Raw genomic sequence first — 21,415 nt, 5'->3', positions numbered from 1 at the left:
TCTTCAGGGCTGTCTCGGTAGCCGCGAGACAGCCCTGGAGGCCGGCCGGGGGTTTTCGGTTTCTGGGCCGCCTTGACTGAACGGTGAAGTCAGGGGGTGCGGGGTGGGAGCCGGTGGACGATTACCTCGTGGAGGGCTCCGGCGGTGATGTCCGCGGTCATGTATGTGTGGTCGGGCTGGCGCCGGCGGTCGGTGGGTGAACCGGGGTTGAGCAGGCGCAGGCCGGTCGGGGCGGTGGTGTCCCACGGGATGTGCGAGTGGCCGAAGACGAGCACGTCAGTGTCGGGGAACCTGGCCGCGCAGCGTTTCTCGCGGCCGGCCGCCGGGCCGGTTTCGTGGATCACCGCTAGGCGGACACCGTCGAGGTCGGCTCGGGCTATCTCCGGGAGTCGGGCCCGCAACTCCGGACCGTCGTTGTTGCCGTAGCAGCCGATCAGGCGGGCGGCGCGTGTCTCGAGCCGGTCGAGCAGGCTGCCGTCGACCCAGTCGCCGGCATGGATGACCACGTCGGCCCGGTCGATCGCCGACCACAGTTCGGCGGGGAGGTCGCGGGCACGTTTCGGTAAGTGCGTGTCGCTGAGCAGAACGAGCCGCATGCTTTCCATCCTAATTGCCCGTTCAGGCGGCTCCTGGGTGTTCCTTCGTGCCCTGCCGGAACCGGTTCGAACGAGTGGTCATCGGGATCCGTCGAGATCACGTCGTCAACAGCACGGGCGGGACGGCGACCGTTCTGTCCTACGCCGGCAACTTTCCGTGACCTCCGGTTGACAGCCCGCTGACCTGAGCGTCTACTCCAAGGCAACGGTCTTCCTCGATGTCTTGGAGGGGGAATGCGCAGGTTCGTCGTGGCCGCGAGTGGTCTGCTACTGGTTTTCGCCGGTGCCGCGTGCAATCGCGGCACCGGTGAGCCCGTGGTCGGGCTGATCACCAAGACCGACACCAATCCCTTCTTCGTGACCATGAAGGTGGGCGCGCAGAGTGCGGCCGCCACCGCCGGGGTCGACCTGCAGACTTTCGCCGGGAAGGTGGACGGCGACAACGAGGCACAGGTGTTGGCGATCGAGAACCTGATCTCGTTCGGTGCCGTGGGCTTCATGATCACCCCGAACGACTCGAAGGCGATCGTGCCCGCGATCGACCGGGCACACGAGGCCGGGATGCTGGTCATCGCACTGGACACGCCGGTCGAGCCGGCCGAGGCCGCGGACGCCACGTTCGCCACCGACAACTACGAGGCCGGGCGTCTGATCGGGCAGTGGGCGAAGGCGAAGTTCGCCACCGAGGGTAAGGACGCCCGGATCGCGATGCTCGACCTCAACGCCAATCAGGTGTCTGTGGACGTACAACGTGATCAGGGTTTTCTTGAAGGTTTTGGCATCGACGTCGCCGACAAGGGGCGGATCGGGGATGAGAGTGACCCGCGGATCGCCGGGCACGACGTCACTGACGGCAACGAAGAGGGCGGGCGGACCGCCATGGAGAACCTGCTCCAGAAGGACCCGTCGATCAACCTGGTCTACACCATCAACGAGCCCGCGGCGGCCGGGGCCTACCAGGCGCTGAAGGCGGCCGGGCGGGAGCGTGAGGTCACCATCGTCTCGGTCGACGGTGGTTGTCCCGGTGTCGACAACGTCGCCGGCGGGGTGATCGGCGCGACGTCGATGCAGTTCCCGATCAAGATGGCCGAGCTCGGCGTCGCCGCCATCGCGGAGTACGCCAAGACCGGTGTGAAACCACAGAACACCGCCGGCAAGGACTTCGTCGACACCGGCGTGCAACTGATCACCGACCAACCGCAGGCCGGCGTGGAGGCGAAGGACTCCGCGTGGGGCAAACAGAACTGCTGGGGGTGAGATGACCGCCACCGCTGATTTCGAGGTACGGCGGCACGACTCGTTCGGGCTGCGACTGCAACACCTACTGCACGGCAACCCGGTCCTCGGGCCGCTCGCCGTGCTGGTCGTGGCGATCGTGGCGTTCTCGATCGTCAACGCCCGGTTCTTCTCGGCCGCGAACCTGTCGCTGGTGCTGCTGCAGGTCACCGTGATCGCGACGCTGGCGCTCGGGCAGACCCTGATCATCCTGACCGCCGGCATCGACCTGTCGGCCGGGGCGATCGCGGTGTTCTCGTCGATCCTGATGGCGCTCTTCGCGACCGACGCGGGGGTGCCGGCGCCGCTCGCGCTGCTGCTCGGGTTCGCCTGCGGCACGGCGATGGGTGCGATCAACGGATTTCTGGTGACCCGGATCAAACTGCCGCCGTTCATCGTCACGCTCGGCACGCTGACCATCTTCTTCTCGCTGAACTCGGTGGTCAGCAACAGCGAGACGGTCCGCGGCGCGGACATGCCGGGCCTGATGACGTGGACCGGTGAGGCGATCCCGATCGGGGACTTCCGGCTCAGCTACGGGTCGATCATCATGCTGCTCCTGTTCGGGTTCTTCGCCTACGCGCTGAGCTGGACGGCCTGGGGCAAGCACGTCTACGCGACAGGTGACGACGTGGAGGCGGCCCGGCTCGCCGGCATCCGGACCGGGCGGGTGCTGTTCTCGGTCTACACCACGGCCGGACTGCTCTATGCGGTGGCCGGCTGGATCCTGATCGGGCGGCTCGCCTCGGCCAGCCCGAACGTCGGCACCGAATACAACCTCGACTCGATCACCGCGGTCGTGCTCGGCGGCACCAGCCTGTTCGGTGGTCGCGGCGGGGTGATCGGCACGCTGATCGGGGCGCTGATCGTCGGGGTCTTCCGCAACGGCCTGCAACTGGCCGGCGTCGAGGTGGTCTGGCAGGGCTTCGCGATCGGCCTGTTGGTGCTGATCGCGGTCTCGCTCGATCAGTGGATCAGGAAGGTGCGGTCATGACCGACTGCACCGCAGCGGAGCACGGGCCGGGAGGGCACGACCAGGGGGGCGCAGCGTGACGACTCCGGTTCTTCAAGCAAAAGGCCTGACCAAGCGGTACGGCCGGGTGGTCGCGATCGACGGAAGTGACCTCGAGTTGCTCCCGGGCGAGATCCTCGCGGTGATCGGTGACAACGGGGCGGGCAAGTCCAGCCTGATCAAGGCGCTGTCCGGGGCGCTGGTCCCGGACAGCGGCGAGATCCTGCTGGACGGGCGGCCGGTGCACTTCCGTAATCCGATGGAGGCGCGGGCGGCCGGGATCGAGACCGTTTACCAGACGCTGGCGGTCGCGCCCGGCCTGGACATCGCCGACAACCTGTTCCTCGGCCGGGAGCAGCGGCGCCCCGGTCCGCTGGGATCGATCTTCCGAATGCTGGACCGCAAACGGATGCGGGAGGAGGCCGCCCGGCACATGAGCGAGCTCGGTGTCGCCACCCTGCAGAACATCGGCCAGCCCGTCGAGTCACTCTCCGGCGGCCAGCGGCAGGCGGTGGCGGTGGCCCGGTCGGCGGCCTTCGGCAGCAAGGTGGTGATCCTCGACGAGCCGACCGCCGCGCTCGGCGTGAAGGAGGGCAATCGGGTCCTGCAGCTGATCCGCGACGTCCGGGACCGGGGCCTGCCGGTGATCCTGATCAGCCACAACATGCCACACGTCTTCGAGATCGCGGATCGCATCCACATCCAGCGACTGGGTCGCCGGATCGCGGTGATCACCCCGGGTTCCCACTCGATGTCCGACGCGGTGGCGATCATGACCGGTGCGGCGCCGCCGCCGGAGGCACCCTGATTTCCTCAACCGGTCCCGGCCGGTGGCCGATCAGGGCCGTATGTGGAAACGCCCGGCACGGCCGCGAGTGCGGAGCACCGCCCGCCTGTTCGCGACGTTCGCCGCGGCGAGCCTCGTCCCCGTGGTCGCTCTGGGTGCCGTCGTGCTCCAGGACTACAGCCGGGACGCGGCCGAACAGGGCCGCGCCCAGGGCCTGTCCCAGGCCGAGGTCATCGCGCAGATGGTGGTCGCGCCGGCACTGAACAGCGGTGATTCGTCAGGTCTGGCCGGTGACGACCTGAGCCGGCGGGGCCTCAGCGCCGAGCAGCACGACCGGATGCGGGAGGCCACCCGGCTGGCCGTCTACAACGGGTCGGTCCAGCATCTGCGCCTGCGCGGATTCAGCGGCCGGGTGATCTTCTCCGACGACGGGTCGAGCAGCTCCGGCGTACCCGTCTCGGATCCGGATTTTCAGGCCGCCGCGAACGGTGAGCGGCGGGCGCGAGTGATCACCGGCCGGACCCAGACGATCCGGGTGATGCAGCCGATGATCGCCGGGGCGACCGGGCAGTCGGTCGGTGTGGTCGAGGTGTACCTGCCGTACCAGAAGATCGCCGACCGGCTGGAGGAGCAGGTCGAGACCACCTGGTGGCGGATCGGGGGCGGACTCGCCCTGCTCTACGTCGTGCTGGCGACGCTGGCCTGGCTGACCACCCGATCGTTGCGGCGCTATGCCGCCGACCAGCGGTACAACGCCCTGCACGACGCGCTGACCGGCCTGCCGAACCGGACCGCCTTCCGTGTCTGGGTCCAGGAGCGGCTCGACCAGGCCGCCCGGGACGGCGGTCACGGGGCCATGGTGCTCGTCGACCTGAACCGGTTCAAGGAGGTCAACGACACCCTGGGCCACCACGCCGGCGACGAGCTGCTGCGGGAGGTGTCGGCCCGCTTCCGGGCGGCGCTCGGCCCGGGCGACATCCTGGCCCGGCTCGGCGGCGACGAGTTCGCGCTGCTGCTGCCCGGCCGGGACCGTGCCGACGCGGTGGCCCTGCTGGAGCAGGTCCGGGCCCGGCTCACCGAGGAGATGGTGCTGGACGGTGTGCCGCTCAGCATCGAGGCGAGTTTCGGCATCGCGCTCTACCCGGAACACGGTCACCAGATCGAGGAGCTGAAGCAGCGGGCGGACGTCGCCATGTATCAGGGCAAGCGCGGCACGATGGACATCGTCGTCTACTCCGGCGAGCAGGCCACGCAGCCGCACCAATGGCTGGTGGTGCAGGCCGAGCTGCGGCACGCCCTGGAACGTGACGAGCTGATCCTGCACTACCAGCCGAAGGTGGGGGTGAACGACGGCGCGGTCCGTGCCCTGGAGGCGCTGGTCCGCTGGCAGCACCCGCAGCGTGGTCTGGTGCCGCCGAGCGACTTCCTGCCGGCCGCCGAGCACTCCGGGCTGATCGTCCCGCTCACCGAGTGGGTGCTGCGCCGGGCCCTGGCCGATCAGCTGGGCTGGACCGCGTCCGGACAGCCGTGGGCGGTGTCGGTCAACGTGTCCGCCCGCAACCTGGAGGTGGCCGGTTTCGCGGAGATGGTCGCCGCGCTGCTGGCCGAGCACGGCACCGCCCCGGATCGGTTGATGCTGGAGGTGACCGAGACGGCTCTGGCCGGGGACGTGGACACCGTGGCGCAGTCGATCGGTGAGCTGGTCGCGCTGGGGGTCGGCATCTCGGTCGACGATTTCGGGGCCGGTTACACCAGCTTCGCCCACCTGCGCGGATTCCCGGCGGCCGAGATCAAGATCGACCGGGCGTTCGTCAAGGACGTCGCGCACGATCCGCAGAGCCGGGCGATCGTCCGTTCGGTGATCGCGCTGGCACACGGCCTGGGCAGCCGGGTCACAGCCGAGGGTGTGGAGACGGCCGAGGTGTACCGCTGGCTCATCGACGCGGGTTGTGACGAGGCACAGGGCTACCTGATCGGGCGTCCGGTCCCGTGGCCGCAGGTGTCGCCGGACTTCTTCGTGCCGCAAACCGATTCAGAAGGGGTTGTCCGATGAGGCTTCTGCGCTATGGCATCGCCGTCCTCGGGGTCGCCGCCCTGCTGGGGGTGGGTGGATGCGCCCGTGCCGAGATGGCCGCCGAGGCCGGTCAGCTGGACGAGGTCGCTGCCGTCACCAGGGACGACGCGCTGCACAACCTGCTGCCCGACGAGATCAAGGCGCGCGGGTTCATCCGGCTGGTGACCGACGCCAGTTATGCGCCGATGGAGTACTTCGCGGCCGACGGGCGCACCATCATCGGCTTCGAACCGGATCTCGCGGCCGCTATCGGCCAGGTGCTCGGCATCCGGGTCGAGATGGTGGTGGGCACCTTCAGTACGGCCGTGGACGAGGTCAACGCCGGCACGTACGACGGAGTGCTCTCCTCGATGACCGACACCGTCGAGCGGCGGGGGCGAGTGGACTTCATCAACTACTTCTCCACCGGCTCGTCGATCCTGGTGCAGCGTGGCAACCCGCAGAAGATCGGTGGTCTCCGGGACCTGTGCGGCCAGGCGGCCGCCACCGAGAAGGGCACCTACCACGAGGAGATGCTGCTCCGGATCCAGAGCGAGTGCGGCGACCGGAAGCTGACCGTGCACAGCCTGCCGACCAACGCCGACGCCATGGTGGAGCTGCGTGGTGGCCGGGTGGCCGCCGTGCTCCAGGACTATCCGCCGGCCGCGTTCGTCACCACCGACCAGCGGACCAGCGCGTTCTACGAGCTCGCCACCGATGAGCAGTACGAGCCGGGTCTGTTCGGTCTCGCCGTGGACCGGGACAACGACGAGTTGCGGGACTGCCTGCGTGACGCACTGCAGCGGCTGATCGACTCCGGGGTCTACAACGACCTGCTGGCCCGGTGGGAGTTGACCGCGAGCGGAGTGAAGGCCGCCACCATCAACGCGGGATAGAAGGGCATGGTTTGCTACACGGGCGTGTAGTACGCTACACGCGTGAGTAGTGACAGCGACCTGACCGCCCGGGCCCGGATCCGGGACGCCGCGATCGCGCTCTTCACCGAGCGAGGCATCGCGGGCGCCACGATCCGCGACATCGCGCAGGCCGCCGGTGTCTCCTCCGGCCTGCTCCGGCACCACTTCGGGTCCAAAGAGGGGCTCCGCGACGCCTGCGACGAGTGGGCGATGGGCCGGATAGCGCAGCTGCAGATGGCGTTCACCGAGTCCGGCACGATCGGTGGCGCCATCGCCCCCGACGCCATGGCCCTCCAGCAATATCTGGTGCGGTCCCTGATGGACGGATCACCCCGGGGCGCGGCCATGTTCGAGCAGACCGTGCAGCGTGGCGAGCAGTGGCTGGCCTCGACCGGTCTGGAGACGTCCGACGGGCGTGCCTACGTGGCGGTCCTGGGCGCCATGAAGATGGGCATGTTCCTGATGCGCGACCAGTTGACGGCCGCGCTCGGCGAGGACGTCGGGACGATGCCGGGCTACCTGCGCATGATCCGGGCGTCCCTGGAGATCTTCTCGCAGCCACTCCTCACTCCTGAGCAGGCCGAAGAGGCGATGAAAGCGCTGGATCGGCTCGGAGATCAATTAGCGGGAGAGAAGGGGTCATGGCGGATGCCATCGATGTCGAAGGACTGATCAAACGGTTCGGGGCGGTCACCGCTCTGGACGGGCTCGACCTGCGGGTCGCGACCGGTGAGGTGCACGGCTTCCTCGGGCCGAACGGGGCCGGCAAGACCACCGCCATCCGGGTGCTGCTCGGGTTGATGCGGGCCGACGGCGGCTCGGTGCGGTTGCTCGGCGGCGACCCCTGGGCCGAGGCCACGGCACTGCACCGCCGGCTGGCCTATGTGCCGGGCGACGTCACGTTCTGGCCCAACCTGACCGGCGGCGAGGTGATCGACCTGCTCGGCCGACTGCGCGGCGGCATCGACCGGAGACGCCGCGACGACCTGATCGAGCGGTTCGAGCTCGATCCGCGTAAGAAGGGCCGGGCCTACTCCAAGGGCAACCGGCAGAAGGTGGCGCTGGTCGCGGCGCTGGCCTCCGATGTGGAGCTGCTCCTGCTCGACGAGCCGACCTCCGGGCTGGACCCGTTGATGGAGGAGGTCTTCCGGGAGGTGATCCTGGAGGAGAAGAGGCGCGGAGACCGTACGGTCCTGCTGTCCAGCCACATCCTCTCCGAGGTCGAGGCGCTCTGTGACCGACTGACCATCATCCGGGCCGGCCGGGCGGTGGAGACCGGCACCCTGGCCGACCTGCGGCACCTGACCCGCACCACGATCCGCGCCGAGCTGACCGGTCCGGTGAACGGGCTGGGCGCCATCGCCGGGGTGCACGACCTGATCACCGAGGACGGGCGGGTCGCCTTCGACGTCGACGCCGAGGCGCTCGAGCCGGCGCTGAAATCGCTGGTCGAGGCCGGGGTGCGCAGTCTGGTCAGCCAGCCGCCGTCGCTGGAGGAGCTGTTCCTGCGGCACTACACCGGTGACTCGGCGGCCGCCCGATGACCGGGACGGCCGGCCTGATCCGGCTGGTGCTGCGCCGCGACCGGATCATCATGCCGCTCTGGGTGCTCGTGCTGGGCATCCTGCCGTACGTCTACGTCACCGGGTTCGAGACGCTGTTCGCCACCGCGTCGGAGCGGATCCACTACGCGCAGATCAGTGCGGCCAACGCCGGGTTCATCGGTCTCTACGGCCCGCTGCACGGCGACAGTCTCGGTGAGTTGACCGTCTGGCGGGGTGGCTTCCTGCCGGTGATGATCGGTCTGGCCGCCCTGCTCATGGTCATCCGGCACACCCGGGCCGACGAGGAGGCCGGGCGCACCGAGCTGATCCGGGCCGGTGTGGTCGGCCGGTTCGCCCCACTGGCGGCAGCGGTGCTGGCCACCGTGCTGGCCTGCACGGTGATGGGTGTGATCGTGGCGGTCACGCTGATCGGCCAGGGGCAGCCGGCCGAGGGTTCGATCGCGCTGGCGGTGTCCTATGCGGTCAGTGGCTGGTTCTTCGCCGGTGTCGGGGCGGTCACCGCACAGATCGCCGACGGCGGCCGGCAGGCCCGGGTGCTGGCGGTGCTGGTCCTCGGCGTGTCCTATGTGCTGCGGATGGGCGGGGACATCTCGGCGCTCGGCGGCGGACGGCTGGACTGGATGTCCTGGCTGTCACCGATCGGTTGGGTGCACCGGGTCTTCCCGTTCGGGGCCGACGACTGGTGGCCGGTGGCGCTCGTCGTCGTCACCACCTTGGCCACGGTGGGCGCTTCGGCGTACCTCCTGACCCGCCGTGACCTGGGCGGCGGCCTGCTCGCCGGACGGCTCGGACCGGCGACGGCGGCCGCGTCCCTGCGATCGCCGATCACGCTGGCCTGGCGGCTGCACCGCGGTCTGCTGTTCAGCTGGACCGCCGGGTTCGCGGCGCTGGGCCTGGTCTTCGGCGGGGTGAGTACCAGCGTGGCCCAACTCGCCGAGGACTCCGACTCGATGAGCAAGATCTTCACCCAACTCGGCGGGACCGACTCGGTCATGGACGCCTACTTCGCGTCCATCGCACAGACCTGCGCGGTGATCGTCGCCTGCTACGCCGTGCAGGCCGCGTTGCGGATCCGTGACGAGGAGCAGACCGGCCACGCCGAGGCGGTGCTGAGCACCGTCGTGAGCCGGTGGGCGTGGGCGGCCGGCCATCTGATCTTCGCCCTGCTCGGCCCGGCCGTGGCACTGCTCGCCGAGGGTGTGGTGGCCGGAGTCGTGCACGGCGATCCCGGTCCGGTGGTGGCGTCGGCGCTGGCCCAGCTGCCGGCCGTCTGGGTGCTGGCCGGGGTCGCGATGCTGCTGATCGGGCTGGTGCCGAAACTGGCGGCGGCCGCCTGGGCGGTGGTCGCCGCGGCCTTCCTGATCCTGATCGTGGGACCGCTGGTGCAGGCCTCCCAGTGGGTGCTCGACCTCTCCCCGTTCACCCATGTCCCGCACCTGCCCGGTGGGGACTTCACCGTCGTACCCCTGCTGACCCTGACCTTGATCGCGGCCGTCCTCGGCGGCGCCGGACTGATCGCCCTGCGCCGTCGCGACCTCCCTGTGTAGCAATTCGGTGCGGCCTGGCCGAAAGGTCAGGTCGTTGCCGGGGAAGCCGACTGATGTGCTCGTGAACGCGAGTGCATCGACCGGCCGGACCGGACCACGAACGCGGTGGGGACGACTGCTGGCCCGCCGGTCCACCGCCCGGTCCGCAGTCGCGGGCACCGCCCTCGGCATCGTCACCCTGGCCGCCTCGGCCGTGCTCGCCGCGGGCGGCACGGCCGAGGCGACCCAGGAGGTCCGGCGGGCCCAAGAGGTCACCCGGGTGCTCAACGACGTGTCGGTACGCCTCAACACGCAGGACGCCGCACTGCGGGAGTACCTGGCCACGGGTGGCACCGAGTACCGCAGTGAACAGCTGGCCGAAACCCTCGACTCGGCCGGCGGGAGCCTGGACTGGCTGCAGGCGCACGGTGGGATCGACCGGTTCGAGCTGGACGCGATCCGCGGCGCGTACGCCAACTACAACCGGATCGTCGTCGAGATCATGACGCAGACCGAGCGAGGCGCGAAGGTGCAGGGCTACGCCGAACTGGCCGCCCTGGCGTTCGCCCCGCTGCGCGACGAGGTCCTCGCCAACGTCCGCCGCAACCAGGAGGCCCTGGCCGGATACCTGACCGACGTCGACCGCCAGGCCGTCACGCTCCAGCGGGTGGCCGAGGTGACCATCCTGATCGTCTCGGTGCTGTTCGCGGTGTGCGCGCTGGTGCTGGTCGGATACCAGCGCCGGGCCGAGCGGCAGGCCGCACGTCGCCTGCACGAGGCCACCCACGACTCGCTGACCGGCCTGGGTAACCGGGCCATGCTGCACGACGAGCTGGACGCCGCGGTGCACCACGGCGAGCAGACCGGCGAACCGTTCAGCCTGCTGCTCATCGACCTCGACCGGTTCAAGGAGGTCAACGACACCCTCGGCCACCACGCCGGCGACGACCTGCTGGTCGAGGTGGCCCGGCGACTCGACCAGGGCTGCCGGGGCGACGACGTGGTGGTACGCCTCGGCGGCGACGAGTTCGCGCTGATCCTGCCGACCACCCCCGACCAGCCGGAGGCGGTGGCGGCGGGCCACCGCATCCTGGACGCGCTGCGCCGGCCGATCCAGCTGAGCGGTCTGACCGTCGACATCGACGCCAGCATCGGCGTCGCGATGTACCCGGCCGACGGTGCCGACGCCGCCGAACTGCTCCAGCACGCCGACGTGGCGATGTACGCGGCCAAGCGTCGACACGGCGGAGTGACCGGCTACGACGCGTCGCTGGACGAGGGGGCCGCGAGCCGCCTGACCCTGCAGAGCGAACTCCGGCACGGCATCGAACGCGGTGAGCTGGTCGTCTTCTACCAGCCCAAGGTGGACGTGGCCACCCGGATGCCGTGCGGCGCCGAGGCTCTGGTGCGCTGGCAACACCCCACCCGCGGCCTGCTCGCGCCGGACGCCTTCATCCCGCTGGCCGAGGAGACCGGTCTGATCGACCTGGTCACCGCCGAGGTGCTGGACCAGGCCCTGGCCCAGATCGCCCGCTGGGCCGAGCTGGACCACGAGCTGCCGGTGTCGGTCAACATCCCGGCCCGGTCGCTGTCCGACGACGGGTTCCCGGCGACCGTCGCGGCCGCCCTCGAACGCCACCGGGTACGTCCGGAGCTGCTCACCCTGGAGATCACCGAGAGCGCCGTGATCGCCGACATGATGCGTGCCGGCGAGGTGCTCGGTGAATTGCGCGAACAGGGTGTCAACATCTCGATCGACGACTTCGGCACCGGTTACTCCTCGATCGCCCACCTGCGGGACATGCCGCCGCACGAGCTCAAGATCGACCGGAGTTTCGTGATGAAGATGTGTGAGAACAGCCGGGACGAGACCATCGTGCGGGCGGTCGTCGACCTGGCCCGGAACCTGCGGCTGCGGGTCGTCGCCGAGGGTGTCGAGACCGAGTCGGCTCTCCGGGCGCTGGACGAGCTCGGCTGCCACGAGGCGCAGGGCTATCACATCAGTCGTCCGCTGCCGGCCGCCGATCTCACCGCCTGGCTGGCCGGGGCCGGATCCGGAATGGCGATAAGCGCGGTCTGAGGTTTTCGGCTCGATTACCGTGGGGGCTGTGGATCGTCGATCCCTGCTTCTGCTGACGGCCGCCGGGCTGGCCGCCGGGTGCGCCCGGTCGAGCACGTCCACCGGGCCCGGCGCGTCGGTGGACGTGCAGCTCGCCGAGCCGGTGCAGCGGACCAGCCCGATGGTGACCGCCGAGCACTACTTCGCCGAGCAGTTGGCCGAGCTCACCGACGGGCGATATCGGGTGACCGTGATGCCCGGCGGTGTGCTCGGCGACGACAACCGGGTCACCGAGATGGTTCGGACCGGTCAGGTCGCCTTCTGCAAGACCCTGATGGCGAACCTCACGGCGTACGACAAACGACTCGGCGTGGCCAGCCTGCCCTACGCCTTCGCCAGCCGGGAGCAGTGTCTGCAGAGCCTCGACGGTGACCTCGGTAAACGCTGTGCCGCCATCCTCGCGGAGCACGGTCTCGTGGTGCTCACCTATTTCTATGGCGGCGACCGGAGCATCTACAACCGGATCCGCCCGATCCGTACCCCGGCCGACCTGACCGGGCTGCGCATCCGGGTGCCGCAGAACATCGTGTCGATCGACATGATCAACACGCTCGGCGCCGACGCGGTGCCGATGGCCACCAACGACATCATGTCCGCGTTGCAGCAGAAACTCGTCGACGGCGCGGAGAACAGCATCGTCTTCTACGTGACCGAGCAGCATCTGCCGTACGCGCCGTACTACTCCTGGACCCGGCACCAGCACGCCGTCGACGCTCTGATGGTGAGTCAGAAGTGGCTGTCCGAGCAGCCGTCCGCGGTGCGGGACGCGGTCGTCGAGGCGGGCCGACTCGCCGGAGAGGAGGAGCTGCGGTTGTGGGCGGCGGCCACCGATCAGAAGACCGATCTCGCGACCCGGCAGGGCGGGCACCTCGACGAGGTCGACGTCGAGGCGTTTCGGGCGGTGCTGGCCCCGGTGATCAGGTCGCATCGGGGAACCTTCGGCGACCTGACCGCCCTGCTGCCGGACGGGGGCTAATACTGCCGGTTGGGCAGTACGGCCTTCGCCGCCTCCCGGTCGAAGGCGGTCTCGTCGACGACCACCCGGCGCGGGATGGTCTGCCCGGTCGTCACCTTGCCGACCAGCTCCATCAGCTGCGGGCCGAGCAGGGGGTTGCACTCGATGACGTAGTTGAGCCGGCCCTCGGCCAGCGCGGTCAGCCCGTCCCGGCTGGCGTCCACAGTGATGATCTTGATGTCCTGGCCGGGGCGCTTGCCGACCGCCTCGATCGCCTTGACCGCACCGAGGCCCTCGTCGTCGTTGTGGGCGAACACCACGTCGATGTCGGGGTGTTGCTGAAGGAACCCGGCCATCACCTGCTCACCCCCGGCTCGGGTGAAACCGCCGTCCCGAGAGACGATCACCTGGAGGTCGGGATCGTCCTTGATGGCGTCGGCGAAGCCGGCCCGGCGTTGGTTGGCCGGCGCCGAGCCGGTGGTGCCCGCGATCTCGGCGATCCGGACCGCCCCGTTGAAGTCCCGGTAGTGCTCGACCAGCCACTCGCCGGCCTTGCGACCCTCGGCGGTGAAGTCGGAACCGAGCATCGTGGTGAACAGCGAGGTGTCGGTGGTGTCCACCATCCGGTCGGTCACGATCACCGGGATGTCGGCGTCCTTCGCCTCCTGGAGAACCTTGTCCCAACCCGATTCGACCACCGGCGAGAAGGCGATGATGTCGACCTTCTGGCTGATGAAGTCGCGGATCGCCGCGGTCTGGTTCTCCTGCTTCCCGTCCGCGACCCGCAGATCCAGCCGCACCCCGGCGTTCGTGGCCGCGTGCTCGATCGACTGGGTGTTCGCGAGCCGCCAGGCGCTCTCCGCACCGACCTGGGAGAAGCCGAGCCGGACCCCGTTCTCGGGGGTGGTCCTGGGGGCGGCGTCCTCGCCGCCCCCACACGCCGTCAGCAGGCCGACGAGGACCAGGGCCAGGAACGTCGGCGGTCTGCGCATTTTTTCAACCTAATACGGATGTATCAGTCCTTTGGTCGCTTCGGCAGGACCAGCTCCTCATGGTCCAGTTCCCGGTTGAGCACCCGCAGGCTCTCGTCGGCGAGCCGGCCGGCATCCCGCCAGCGCAGCAGCTCCTCACGCTCGGCATCGATGACCGCCTGCCGGACCATCAGCGCCGCCTCGTATTGCGGTGACTTCGGCAGCTCGGTCGACTCGACCTGTTCCAGCAGGTCCAGCCGCCGCCGGTAGCGGTCCAGCCGGAACTGGAGCTGACGCCGCATGGTCTCGATCGCCTCGTCCTCGACGTGGTCGTGCTGCTCCTCCTGGATGTCGTCCAGCCGGTTCAGAGCGGCCTGCACCGCGGCCGAGCGAGCCTCGTTCCGCAGCCGGGCCTTGTCCTTCTGGTTGGCGCGCAGGCCCAGCCAGCGGACCAGCGGGGCGAAGGTGAGACCCTGGCCGACCAGCGTGACCAGCACGACCACCAGGGCGCAGAGCACCATCAGGTCGTGGTTCGTCACGCTCTCCGGGATGATCCAGACCGCCGCCAGCGTGATCACGCCACGGGTGCCCGCCCAGCTCAGGGCGGTCACCTCCCGGCCGGAGAGCGGTTCCTCCTTGGTCTTGCCCTCGGGCACGTCCATGTCGTCGTCCTGCTGGCCACCCAGGCGCAGGTGCAACTGCCGGGGCAGGAGCTGGGTGAGGATCAGCCAGAGCGGGCGGACCAGCAGCACCACGCCGAGCGTGATGCCCACCGGGATGGCGATCTCGGCCCAGGTGTAGTCGCCGAGTCCCTTCAGGGTGTCGCTGACCTGCATGCCGATCAGCAGGAAGACCGCGCCCTCCAGGATGAAGTCGATCAGGCGCCAGACCGCGGCGGTCTGCAGCCGGCTCGCCCCGGTGGTGTAGCGCGGAGTGTCGTGGCCGACGATCAGACCGGCGACCACCACGGCGAGCACGCCGGACAGGTGATAGTGCTCGGCCAAGGCGAAGGCGGCGAGCGGAGTGATGATCGACAGAGCGTTGGCGTTCAGTGGATCGGCGCGGAACGGCTTCAGGAACCGCACGATGTAGGCGGTCGCGATACCGATGACCACGCCGCCCGTCGCGCTGGTGAAGAACTTGAGGATCGAGCCGCCGACCGAGAAGTTGCCGTCCTGGTGGGCGGCGATCGCCACGGTGAGGACGGTCAGCGCGGTCGCGTCGTTGAGCAGGCCCTCGCCCTGGATCAACGTGATCAGCTTGCCCGGCAGCCCGGCCTTGCGCCCGACGGCGAGCGCCGCGACCGGGTCGGGCGGGGCGACCACGGCCCCCAGCGCGATACCGCTGGCGAGCGTCGCCCCGGCCACCCAGAACGAGAAGCCGAATCCGACGAGCAGCGCGGTGACCAGCACCAGCACCACCGAGAGGCTGATCACCGTGCGAATGTTGCGTCGGATGTCGAGCAGGGACGAATCCAGCGCCGCGTTGTAGAGAAGCGGCGGCAGGAGGAACATCAGGACGATCTCAGGTTCCAGCCGGAGATTCTGCAGCTGGGGTATATACGAGTAGATGACGCCGACCACGGTCAGCAGGACAGCAGCGGGGAGACCGGTTTTCTCCGTGACCCAGTGGACCACGATGATCACCGCGATCGCCGCGAGCGCGAACAGCAGGATCTTCTCGTAGCTCATTCGATCATTGTCGCCGCTGCTCCTTGGCCAGTCGGTCGCGGGCTGCGGTCAGGGCGAGGCGGTTCTCCTCGATCACCGGGCTCGCGTTCTCGACGATTTTCGCGATCGACGGGTCGGTGCTGACCGCCGACACGAGCCTGGCGAGCTTGGCCGCCCGCTCATAGGCGGCCAGCTGGGTGTCGACGAACAGGGTGTCGAAATCGGCGACGGCCGCGGTCCGGTACTGCCCGACGAGCCCGAGCTGCTCCGAGTTCGGCTCCTCCGGCAGGCGCACGTCGAGAGCCTCGGCAGCCAGCTTGACCTGGGCATCAAGCTTCTTGTGGTACGCCGCGAACCGCTTGCCGAGCCGGCGTACGGTCCGGCTCTCGCTCCTGTGTGCGGCCAGCTTCCCGGCCGCGATCTGGGCCAGGTTGCCCTGGTGCACGGCGATCAGGAACTCGGCCTCCGGGCTGGCCGGGCGGGCCGCGACGCCGGTCGGCCGGGTGCCCTCCGGGTGGGTTGGTGCGGCGGTCGCGGGGCCGGCGGAGAGGCCGATGAGGGCCACCACACTGAACGTAAAAATCTTGTGACAGAAAGACATAATCGCAGCATAAACGGGCTAAAAGGGACGCGCCCGGCCATCGGGCGATGGTCGGGCGCGTCGTGGTACGGAAGATCAGTACCGGTAGTGCTCCGGCTTGAACGGGCCCTCGACGTCGACGCCCAGGTACTCCGCCTGCTTCTTGGTGAGGGTGGTCAGCCGGACGCCGAGCGCGTCCAGGTGCAGCCGGGCCACCTTCTCGTCCAGGTGCTTCGGCAGCACGTAGACCTGCTTCTCGTACGCCTCCGGCTTGGTCCAGAGCTCGATCTGGGCCATCACCTGGTTGGTGAACGAGTTCGACATCACGAAGCTCGGGTGACCGGTCGCGTTGCCCAGGTTCATCAGGCGGCCCTCGGACAGGACGATCACCGAGTGGCCGTCCGGGAAGCGCCACTCGTGCACCTGCGGCTTGATCTCGACCTTCTCGATGCCCGCGACCTTGGCCAGACCGGCCATGTCGATCTCGTCGTCGAAGTGGCCGACGTTGCCGACGATCGCGTTGTGCTTCATCGCCGACAGGTGCTCGACGGTGATGATGTCGGTGCCGCCGGTGGTGGTGATGAAGATGTCGGCCTCACCGACCACGTCCTCGAGCCGGACGACCTGCATGCCGTCCATCGCGGCCTGCAGCGCGCAGATCGGGTCGACCTCGGTGACCACGACACGGGCGCCCTGGCCACGCAGCGTCTCCGCCGAGCCCTTGCCGACGTCGCCGTAACCGCAGACCACGGCGAGCTTGCCGCCGAGCATCACGTCGGTCGCCCGGTTGAGGCCGTCGACCAGCGAGTGGCGGATGCCGTACTTGTTGTCGAACTTGCTCTTGGTGACCGCGTCGTTGACGTTGATCGCCGGGAAGAGCAGGGTGCCCTCCTTGGCGAGCTTGTAGAGCCGGGCCACACCGGTCGTGGTCTCCTCGGTCACGCCCTTGATCTCGGCCGCGATCCGGGTGAACCGGCCCTTGTCCGAGGCGAGGCTGGCACGCAGCGACTCCAGGATGATCGAGTACTCGTGGTTGTCCTCGGCCGTGGTGGCCGGAACCGCGCCCGCGCCCTCGAACTCGACGCCCTTGTGCACGAGCAGGGTGGCGTCACCGCCGTCGTCGAGGATCATGTTCGGGCCCTGGCCGTCACTGAACTCGAACAGGCGCATCGTCGCCCACCAGTACTCCTCCAGCGTCTCGCCCTTCCAGGCGAAGACCGGGACACCGGCCGGCGCGTCGACGGTCCCGTTCGGACCGACGACGACCGCGGCGGCGGCCTCGTCCTGGGTGGAGAAGATGTTGCAGGACACCCAGCGGACCTCGGCGCCGAGTGCGACCAGGGTCTCGATCAGGACGGCGGTCTGCACGGTCATGTGCAGCGAGCCGGCGATCCGGGCGCCGCTCAGCGGCTTGCTGTCACCGAACTCGGTGCGCAGCGACATCAGGCCGGGCATCTCGTGCTCGGCGAGACGGAGCTGGTGGCGGCCGGCCTCGGCCAGCGAGAGGTCGGCGACCGCGAAGTCGAGACCGTTGACGGATCGAAGTTTGTCGCTCATGGAAAGAGGGCTCCTCCCTCTCAGGAGGCGCCCTTGCGTCACGAAACCCGACCGAGCGTGGCGGGCTTCTGGAGCCCGTTGCAGCGCCTCTCGGCAGAGCCGGGAACTACTCTAACGCCCGCCCGGCAAGATCACATCCGCCGGAGTGTTCCGTCGGTGTCCGTAATCACGTACGTTCCGTCACCGAGCACATCCAGGTCGTATTGGTTGATCGTGGTGATCTCGAGTTCGCCGAGGACCTCGCCGGTGCGGGCGTCCACCCGGAAGTGCCGCCACCAGTCGGTGTCCTCCTCCTCGTCGACCCCGAGGACGACCGCGATGACCGTGTCGTCGTCCAGGAAGCCGGGACTCCACTCCAGGAACAGGTCGTCCTCGTCGTCGGCGAAACCGAAATCCGGCAGCGTGACCGTGAACAGGGTGTCCCCGCTCGGGAAGGCGTGCACGATCAGATCGTCGGTGTCGTGGCCGACGGTGACGAACCTGGTCTCGTCCGGGGAGACGCCGTGCAGCGAACGGTCGCCCCAGCCGTAGTCGTGTGGTGGGGTGCCCGGTCCGGCCAGGTAGATCTGGACACCGTCCTGCCCCTCGCCGACCTCCAGCAGCATCCGGCCGTCACTCAGCGCCACGTGGTCACCGCCGTGCCCGACGGTCGGCAACTCGTGCCGGGTGAGTGGCGCACCCGTCGCGGCGTCCAGCACGATCCACTCGTCGGGCCGGCCGCGATCGGCCATCGCGTTCGGCGCGTAGACCCAGAGCCGGGTGTCGTCGGCGGAGAGCGCCACGTCGGTGTAGGAGACCCCGCAGTTCGGGCCGCGGGCGCCGAGCTCGAAACGCCACTGTTCGCGCCCCTCCGGATCGACCTTCAGCACCGCCGTGTCGGTCGCGTAGAACAGCCGGTCACGCGAGGCGGGCACGGCGTGCCCCTCGCTACCCGGCTCCTTGTAGGTGCTCCGGGGCGGAACGGCGAACGTCCGGACCAGGTTCAGCTCGGCGTCGTAGACCTCGACACCATGGTCGTTCTTACGGGAGAACACGCGCACGCGGGCAGCGTAACGCGGGTTCAAAGGGTCACGCGAAGGGGCGAGAAAACATCAAGAACCTTCCATGCAACCTCAGAAAACCATCATTCTGTACGGCGTGAAGCACCCGTACCGGATCCGGGAGATCGCCGCGCGTGCCGGGCTCAGCCACGCCACCGTGGACCGCGTGCTGCACCAGCGCGGCGGGGTCCGGGAGAGCACCGTCCGCGCGGTGCACCAGGCGATCGCCGACCTGGACCGGCAGGAGCACGCCCGGTCCGGCCGCCCGTTCGTGATCGACGTGGTGCTCCAGACGTCCCGCCGGTTCAGTGCGGCGATCCGGGCCGCACTGGAGGCGGAGGCACCGGAGTTCGCGCCGGTGGCCGTGCGTACCCGGACGCACCTCACCGACGACCCGGCCGGCGCACTGGACCGGGTCGGCCGCTCCCGGTCGCACGGGTTGATCGTGCTGGTCCCGCCGGTGCCCGAGGTCGCCGACGCGGTGGCCCGGCTGAGTGTCCCGGTGGTCACCCTCAATCACGACCTGCCGGCCGGCAAACGCATCGCGCACGTCGGAGTGGACGGCTTCGACTCCGGGGCGACAGCGGCGTATCTGGTCGAGCGGCTGCTCGCGGACCGGGCCGGTGATGTGCTGCTGATCAACGGGCGGGGTGCGCGGGAGGAGGGGTTCCGCTCGGTCCTGCCGGCCCGGCGATTGCTGACCGTGGCGAGCGCGGAGGAGGGTCCGCTGCGGGCCGTCCTCGCCGCGAATCCCTCGATCCGGGCCGTCTACTCGGCCGGCACCTGCGGGAACGCGGCCGTGGTGTCGGCCTTCGCGGTCGAGCACCGCAACTACGACGTCTTCGTGGCGCACGGGCTGGACCGGGAGAACGCGGCGCTGCTGCGGGAGCACCGGATCTCCGCGGTGCTGCACCAGGATCTCCGTGCGGACGTCCGGCACGCCTGCCGGGCGATCCTGCGGGCCCAGGGTGTGCTTCCCGGCCCGATCGGTTCCCATCCGTCGGCGGTGCAGGTGATCACACCGTTCAATGTTCCACCCGCGCTGTTCTGAAGACGTTCATCTTCCGGTAACTCAATCCCTTCTCCGAAGCACCGATTGATCTTTATCGGGGACGAACGAGAAGAGGAACGGCCATGGCGGGTGGGCTGGGGCAGTGGGCCCGGAACCGGAAGGTCTCCACGAAGGTGCTCGCGGTCGCCGGGGTGGCGATCGCCGGCACCACCGCGATCGGAGTGCTGAGTGTCGTCGGCATCGATCAGCTCCAGCACGACCGCAACACCGAGATCGCCTCGACCCTGCCGTACAGCACGAACCTCAACCAGGTCGCGGTGAGCGCGAAGTCGGCCGCCAACGACGAGCGTGGCTTCCTCCTCAAGGGCAACCCGGACTTCAGCGAGGAGGCGCTCGGCCGCAAGGAGAAGATCGACGCCGCGCTCGCCGCGGCCCGGGCGGTGGCCGACTCCGGTGAGTCCGCCGCCCGTATCGACGCGATCCAGGCCGCGGTCGACGCCTGGTTCACGGCCTTGGAGTCCGAGTTCACCCTCTATCGGACCCGGCCCCAGGCGGCGATCGATCTCGCGCTCGGCGACAACCGGGACCTGCGCAAGACCTACGAGGGCCTGCTCAACGAGGAGATCGCCTACGCCGATACGGCGCTGCTCCAGGGCCGTGAATTCGACGCCAAGGCCGAGCGGACCCGGACCACGATCATCGCCGTGCTGGCCGGGGTGCTGCTGGTCGCGATCGTCGCCGCCCTCTACGTGTCCCGGCTGATCGTGCAGCCGCTGCGCCGGGTCGGCCGGGTCCTCGACCAGGTGGCCGAAGGAGACCTCTCCGGCGACCCGAGGGTCGAGCAGCGCGACGAGGTCGGGCAGATGGCGAGCGCGCTGCACCGGGCCAGCGACACGCTGCGGCAGACCGTCACCGACCTGACCGCGCACTCGCAGAAGCTCGCGGAGGAGTCCGACGGACTGGCCCGGACCAGCCGGAACAGCTCGCACAGCGCGGACCTGGGCGCCCGGCAGGCGGCCGAGGTAGCCGAATCGGCCTCGATCATGTCGTCGAACATCCACACGGTCGCGGCCGGTGCCGAGGAGATGGGTGCCTCGATCCGCGAGATCAGTGAGAGCGCCACCCAGGCCGCGCAGGTCGCGTCCCGGGCGGTGGACGTCACCGCGAACACCAGCACCGTGATGGCGAAGCTGGGGGAGTCCTCGTCGGAGATCGACAGTGTGGTCAAGACGATCACCGCGATCGCCGAGCAGACGAACCTGCTGGCGTTGAACGCGACCATCGAGGCCGCCCGCGCCGGTGAGCTCGGCAAGGGCTTCGCCGTGGTGGCGAGTGAGGTAAAGGAGTTGTCCCAGGAGACCGCCCGGGCGACCGAGGACATCGGTCAGCGGGTGGCCGCGATCCAGGCCGACACGGCCGGCGCGGTCGCGGCGATCGCCGAGATCAGCGAGATCATCGCGCGGATCAACGACTTCCAGACCACGATCGCCTCCGCGGTGGAGGAGCAGACCGTGACCACGAACGAGATGAGCCGCAACGTCACCGAGGCCGCGGACGCCGGTGCCCGGGTCTCGGACACCATCAGCGCGGTGGCCGCCTCGGTGCGGGAGACCACCTCGGGGGTGGCCGAGACCGACCGGGCCGCCACCGACCTGGCCGGGATGTCAGGCGACCTGCGCCGGATCGTGGACCGATTCAAGCTGTGAACTTGCGGGGCATTGCAATAACTCGGCAGGTTGACGAAAGATTGCGACAAGTCATTGTGAGTTAGATCTCGGTA

At 69.2% G+C, this 21,415-nt stretch carries 18 protein-coding genes and 1 riboswitch; of the genes, 12 read left to right on the top strand and 6 right to left on the bottom strand.

The window, feature by feature from the left end; translation table 11 throughout:
* Window positions 1-89: 89 nt before the first annotated feature.
* Entirely contained in the window at window positions 90-596 is a 507-nt protein-coding gene (locus Q0Z83_RS41450; RefSeq protein ID WP_317788894.1) for a metallophosphoesterase family protein, read from the bottom strand.
* A 234-nt stretch (window positions 597-830) separates the two neighbouring features.
* Here Q0Z83_RS41450 and Q0Z83_RS41445 point away from each other — a divergent pair, with 234 nt between their 5' ends.
* The 10 genes from Q0Z83_RS41445 to dctP all read left to right on the top strand — a co-directional run bounded on the left by Q0Z83_RS41445 (window position 831) and on the right by dctP (window position 12,826).
* The gene (locus tag Q0Z83_RS41445; RefSeq protein ID WP_317788893.1) at window positions 831-1,853 is read left to right on the top strand and encodes a sugar ABC transporter substrate-binding protein; all 1,023 of its coding nucleotides are present in this window, start codon (window positions 831-833) and stop codon (window positions 1,851-1,853) included.
* 1 nt (window position 1,854) lies between these two features.
* On the top strand, window positions 1,855-2,865 hold the full coding sequence (locus Q0Z83_RS41440; RefSeq protein ID WP_317788892.1) for an ABC transporter permease: 1,011 nt from the start codon (window positions 1,855-1,857) through the stop codon (window positions 2,863-2,865).
* Window positions 2,866-2,920: 55 nt separating this feature from the next.
* On the top strand, window positions 2,921-3,691 hold the full coding sequence (locus Q0Z83_RS41435; RefSeq protein ID WP_317788891.1) for an ATP-binding cassette domain-containing protein: 771 nt from the start codon (window positions 2,921-2,923) through the stop codon (window positions 3,689-3,691).
* A 67-nt stretch (window positions 3,692-3,758) separates the two neighbouring features.
* Window positions 3,759-5,723, top strand: coding sequence for a putative bifunctional diguanylate cyclase/phosphodiesterase (locus Q0Z83_RS41430; RefSeq protein ID WP_317788890.1), 1,965 nt, complete (start codon window positions 3,759-3,761; stop codon window positions 5,721-5,723).
* On the top strand, window positions 5,720-6,619 hold the full coding sequence (locus tag Q0Z83_RS41425) for an ABC transporter substrate-binding protein (RefSeq protein WP_317788889.1): 900 nt from the start codon (window positions 5,720-5,722) through the stop codon (window positions 6,617-6,619). Before Q0Z83_RS41430 ends, Q0Z83_RS41425 begins: the two co-directional genes overlap by 4 nt.
* Before the next feature lie 42 nt (window positions 6,620-6,661).
* Window positions 6,662-7,312 (top strand): TetR family transcriptional regulator, encoded by a 651-nt coding sequence (locus tag Q0Z83_RS41420; protein ID WP_317788888.1) that lies wholly within the window; start codon window positions 6,662-6,664, stop codon window positions 7,310-7,312.
* Entirely contained in the window at window positions 7,282-8,184 is a 903-nt protein-coding gene (locus tag Q0Z83_RS41415) for an ABC transporter ATP-binding protein (RefSeq protein ID WP_317788887.1), read from the top strand. The genes Q0Z83_RS41420 and Q0Z83_RS41415 overlap by 31 nt, the downstream gene beginning before the upstream one ends.
* A complete protein-coding gene (locus tag Q0Z83_RS41410) occupies window positions 8,181-9,752 on the top strand; it encodes an ABC transporter permease (RefSeq protein ID WP_317788886.1) in 1,572 nt (523 codons plus the stop codon). The genes Q0Z83_RS41415 and Q0Z83_RS41410 overlap by 4 nt, the downstream gene beginning before the upstream one ends.
* 61 nt (window positions 9,753-9,813) lie before the next feature.
* Complete coding sequence (locus Q0Z83_RS41405; protein WP_317788884.1) at window positions 9,814-11,811, top strand: putative bifunctional diguanylate cyclase/phosphodiesterase; 1,998 nt, start codon at window positions 9,814-9,816, stop codon at window positions 11,809-11,811.
* Between the two features lie 28 nt (window positions 11,812-11,839).
* Window positions 11,840-12,826: a TRAP transporter substrate-binding protein DctP gene (dctP, locus tag Q0Z83_RS41400; protein WP_317788882.1), complete on the top strand. Its 987-nt coding sequence runs from the start codon at window positions 11,840-11,842 to the stop codon at window positions 12,824-12,826.
* Here dctP and Q0Z83_RS41395 read toward each other — a convergent pair.
* The 5 genes from Q0Z83_RS41395 to Q0Z83_RS41375 form a co-directional block, all read right to left on the bottom strand.
* Window positions 12,823-13,797: an ABC transporter substrate-binding protein gene (locus Q0Z83_RS41395; protein WP_317788881.1), complete on the bottom strand. Its 975-nt coding sequence runs from the start codon at window positions 13,795-13,797 to the stop codon at window positions 12,823-12,825. The genes dctP and Q0Z83_RS41395 overlap by 4 nt on opposite strands.
* Window positions 13,798-13,820: 23 nt before the next feature.
* Window positions 13,821-15,467 (bottom strand): Na+/H+ antiporter, encoded by a 1,647-nt coding sequence (locus Q0Z83_RS41390; protein WP_317788880.1) that lies wholly within the window; start codon window positions 15,465-15,467, stop codon window positions 13,821-13,823.
* A 4-nt stretch (window positions 15,468-15,471) separates the two neighbouring features.
* Window positions 15,472-16,011, bottom strand: a complete 540-nt coding sequence (locus Q0Z83_RS41385) for a DUF4142 domain-containing protein (protein WP_317788879.1) — start codon at window positions 16,009-16,011, stop codon at window positions 15,472-15,474.
* A 111-nt stretch (window positions 16,012-16,122) separates the two neighbouring features.
* Window positions 16,123-17,583, bottom strand: coding sequence for an adenosylhomocysteinase (gene ahcY / locus Q0Z83_RS41380; protein ID WP_317788877.1), 1,461 nt, complete (start codon window positions 17,581-17,583; stop codon window positions 16,123-16,125).
* 18 nt (window positions 17,584-17,601) lie between these two features.
* A riboswitch (S-adenosyl-L-homocysteine riboswitch) is annotated at window positions 17,602-17,681 on the bottom strand.
* A 33-nt stretch (window positions 17,682-17,714) separates the two neighbouring features.
* A complete protein-coding gene (locus Q0Z83_RS41375; protein WP_317788876.1) occupies window positions 17,715-18,623 on the bottom strand; it encodes a hypothetical protein in 909 nt (302 codons plus the stop codon).
* A 64-nt stretch (window positions 18,624-18,687) separates the two neighbouring features.
* Here Q0Z83_RS41375 and Q0Z83_RS41370 point away from each other — a divergent pair, with 64 nt between their 5' ends.
* The gene (locus Q0Z83_RS41370; protein ID WP_317788875.1) at window positions 18,688-19,674 is read left to right on the top strand and encodes a LacI family DNA-binding transcriptional regulator; all 987 of its coding nucleotides are present in this window, start codon (window positions 18,688-18,690) and stop codon (window positions 19,672-19,674) included.
* 83 nt (window positions 19,675-19,757) lie between these two features.
* On the top strand, window positions 19,758-21,341 hold the full coding sequence (locus Q0Z83_RS41365) for a methyl-accepting chemotaxis protein (RefSeq protein ID WP_317788873.1): 1,584 nt from the start codon (window positions 19,758-19,760) through the stop codon (window positions 21,339-21,341).
* Window positions 21,342-21,415: the final 74 nt, after the last annotated feature.

The organism is Actinoplanes sichuanensis, from assembly GCF_033097365.1.
Taxonomy (GTDB): Bacteria; Actinomycetota; Actinomycetes; order Mycobacteriales; family Micromonosporaceae; genus Actinoplanes; species Actinoplanes sichuanensis.
Note: the sequence above shows the minus strand (reverse complement) of the source record. Positions and strands in the feature narration are given on the sequence as shown.

Coding starts and splice junctions, on each gene's coding strand:
- Q0Z83_RS41450 (WP_317788894.1), bottom strand. CDS start 596: ATGCGGCTCGTTCTGCTCAGCGACACGCACTTACCGAAACGTGCCCGC.
- Q0Z83_RS41445 (WP_317788893.1), top strand. CDS start 831: ATGCGCAGGTTCGTCGTGGCCGCGAGTGGTCTGCTACTGGTTTTCGCC.
- Q0Z83_RS41440 (WP_317788892.1), top strand. CDS start 1,855: ATGACCGCCACCGCTGATTTCGAGGTACGGCGGCACGACTCGTTCGGG.
- Q0Z83_RS41425 (WP_317788889.1), top strand. CDS start 5,720: ATGAGGCTTCTGCGCTATGGCATCGCCGTCCTCGGGGTCGCCGCCCTG.
- Q0Z83_RS41415 (WP_317788887.1), top strand. CDS start 7,282: ATGGCGGATGCCATCGATGTCGAAGGACTGATCAAACGGTTCGGGGCG.
- Q0Z83_RS41410 (WP_317788886.1), top strand. CDS start 8,181: ATGACCGGGACGGCCGGCCTGATCCGGCTGGTGCTGCGCCGCGACCGG.
- Q0Z83_RS41395 (WP_317788881.1), bottom strand. CDS start 13,797: ATGCGCAGACCGCCGACGTTCCTGGCCCTGGTCCTCGTCGGCCTGCTG.
- Q0Z83_RS41390 (WP_317788880.1), bottom strand. CDS start 15,467: ATGAGCTACGAGAAGATCCTGCTGTTCGCGCTCGCGGCGATCGCGGTG.
- ahcY (WP_317788877.1), bottom strand. CDS start 17,583: ATGAGCGACAAACTTCGATCCGTCAACGGTCTCGACTTCGCGGTCGCC.
- Q0Z83_RS41370 (WP_317788875.1), top strand. CDS start 18,688: ATGCAACCTCAGAAAACCATCATTCTGTACGGCGTGAAGCACCCGTAC.
- Q0Z83_RS41365 (WP_317788873.1), top strand. CDS start 19,758: ATGGCGGGTGGGCTGGGGCAGTGGGCCCGGAACCGGAAGGTCTCCACG.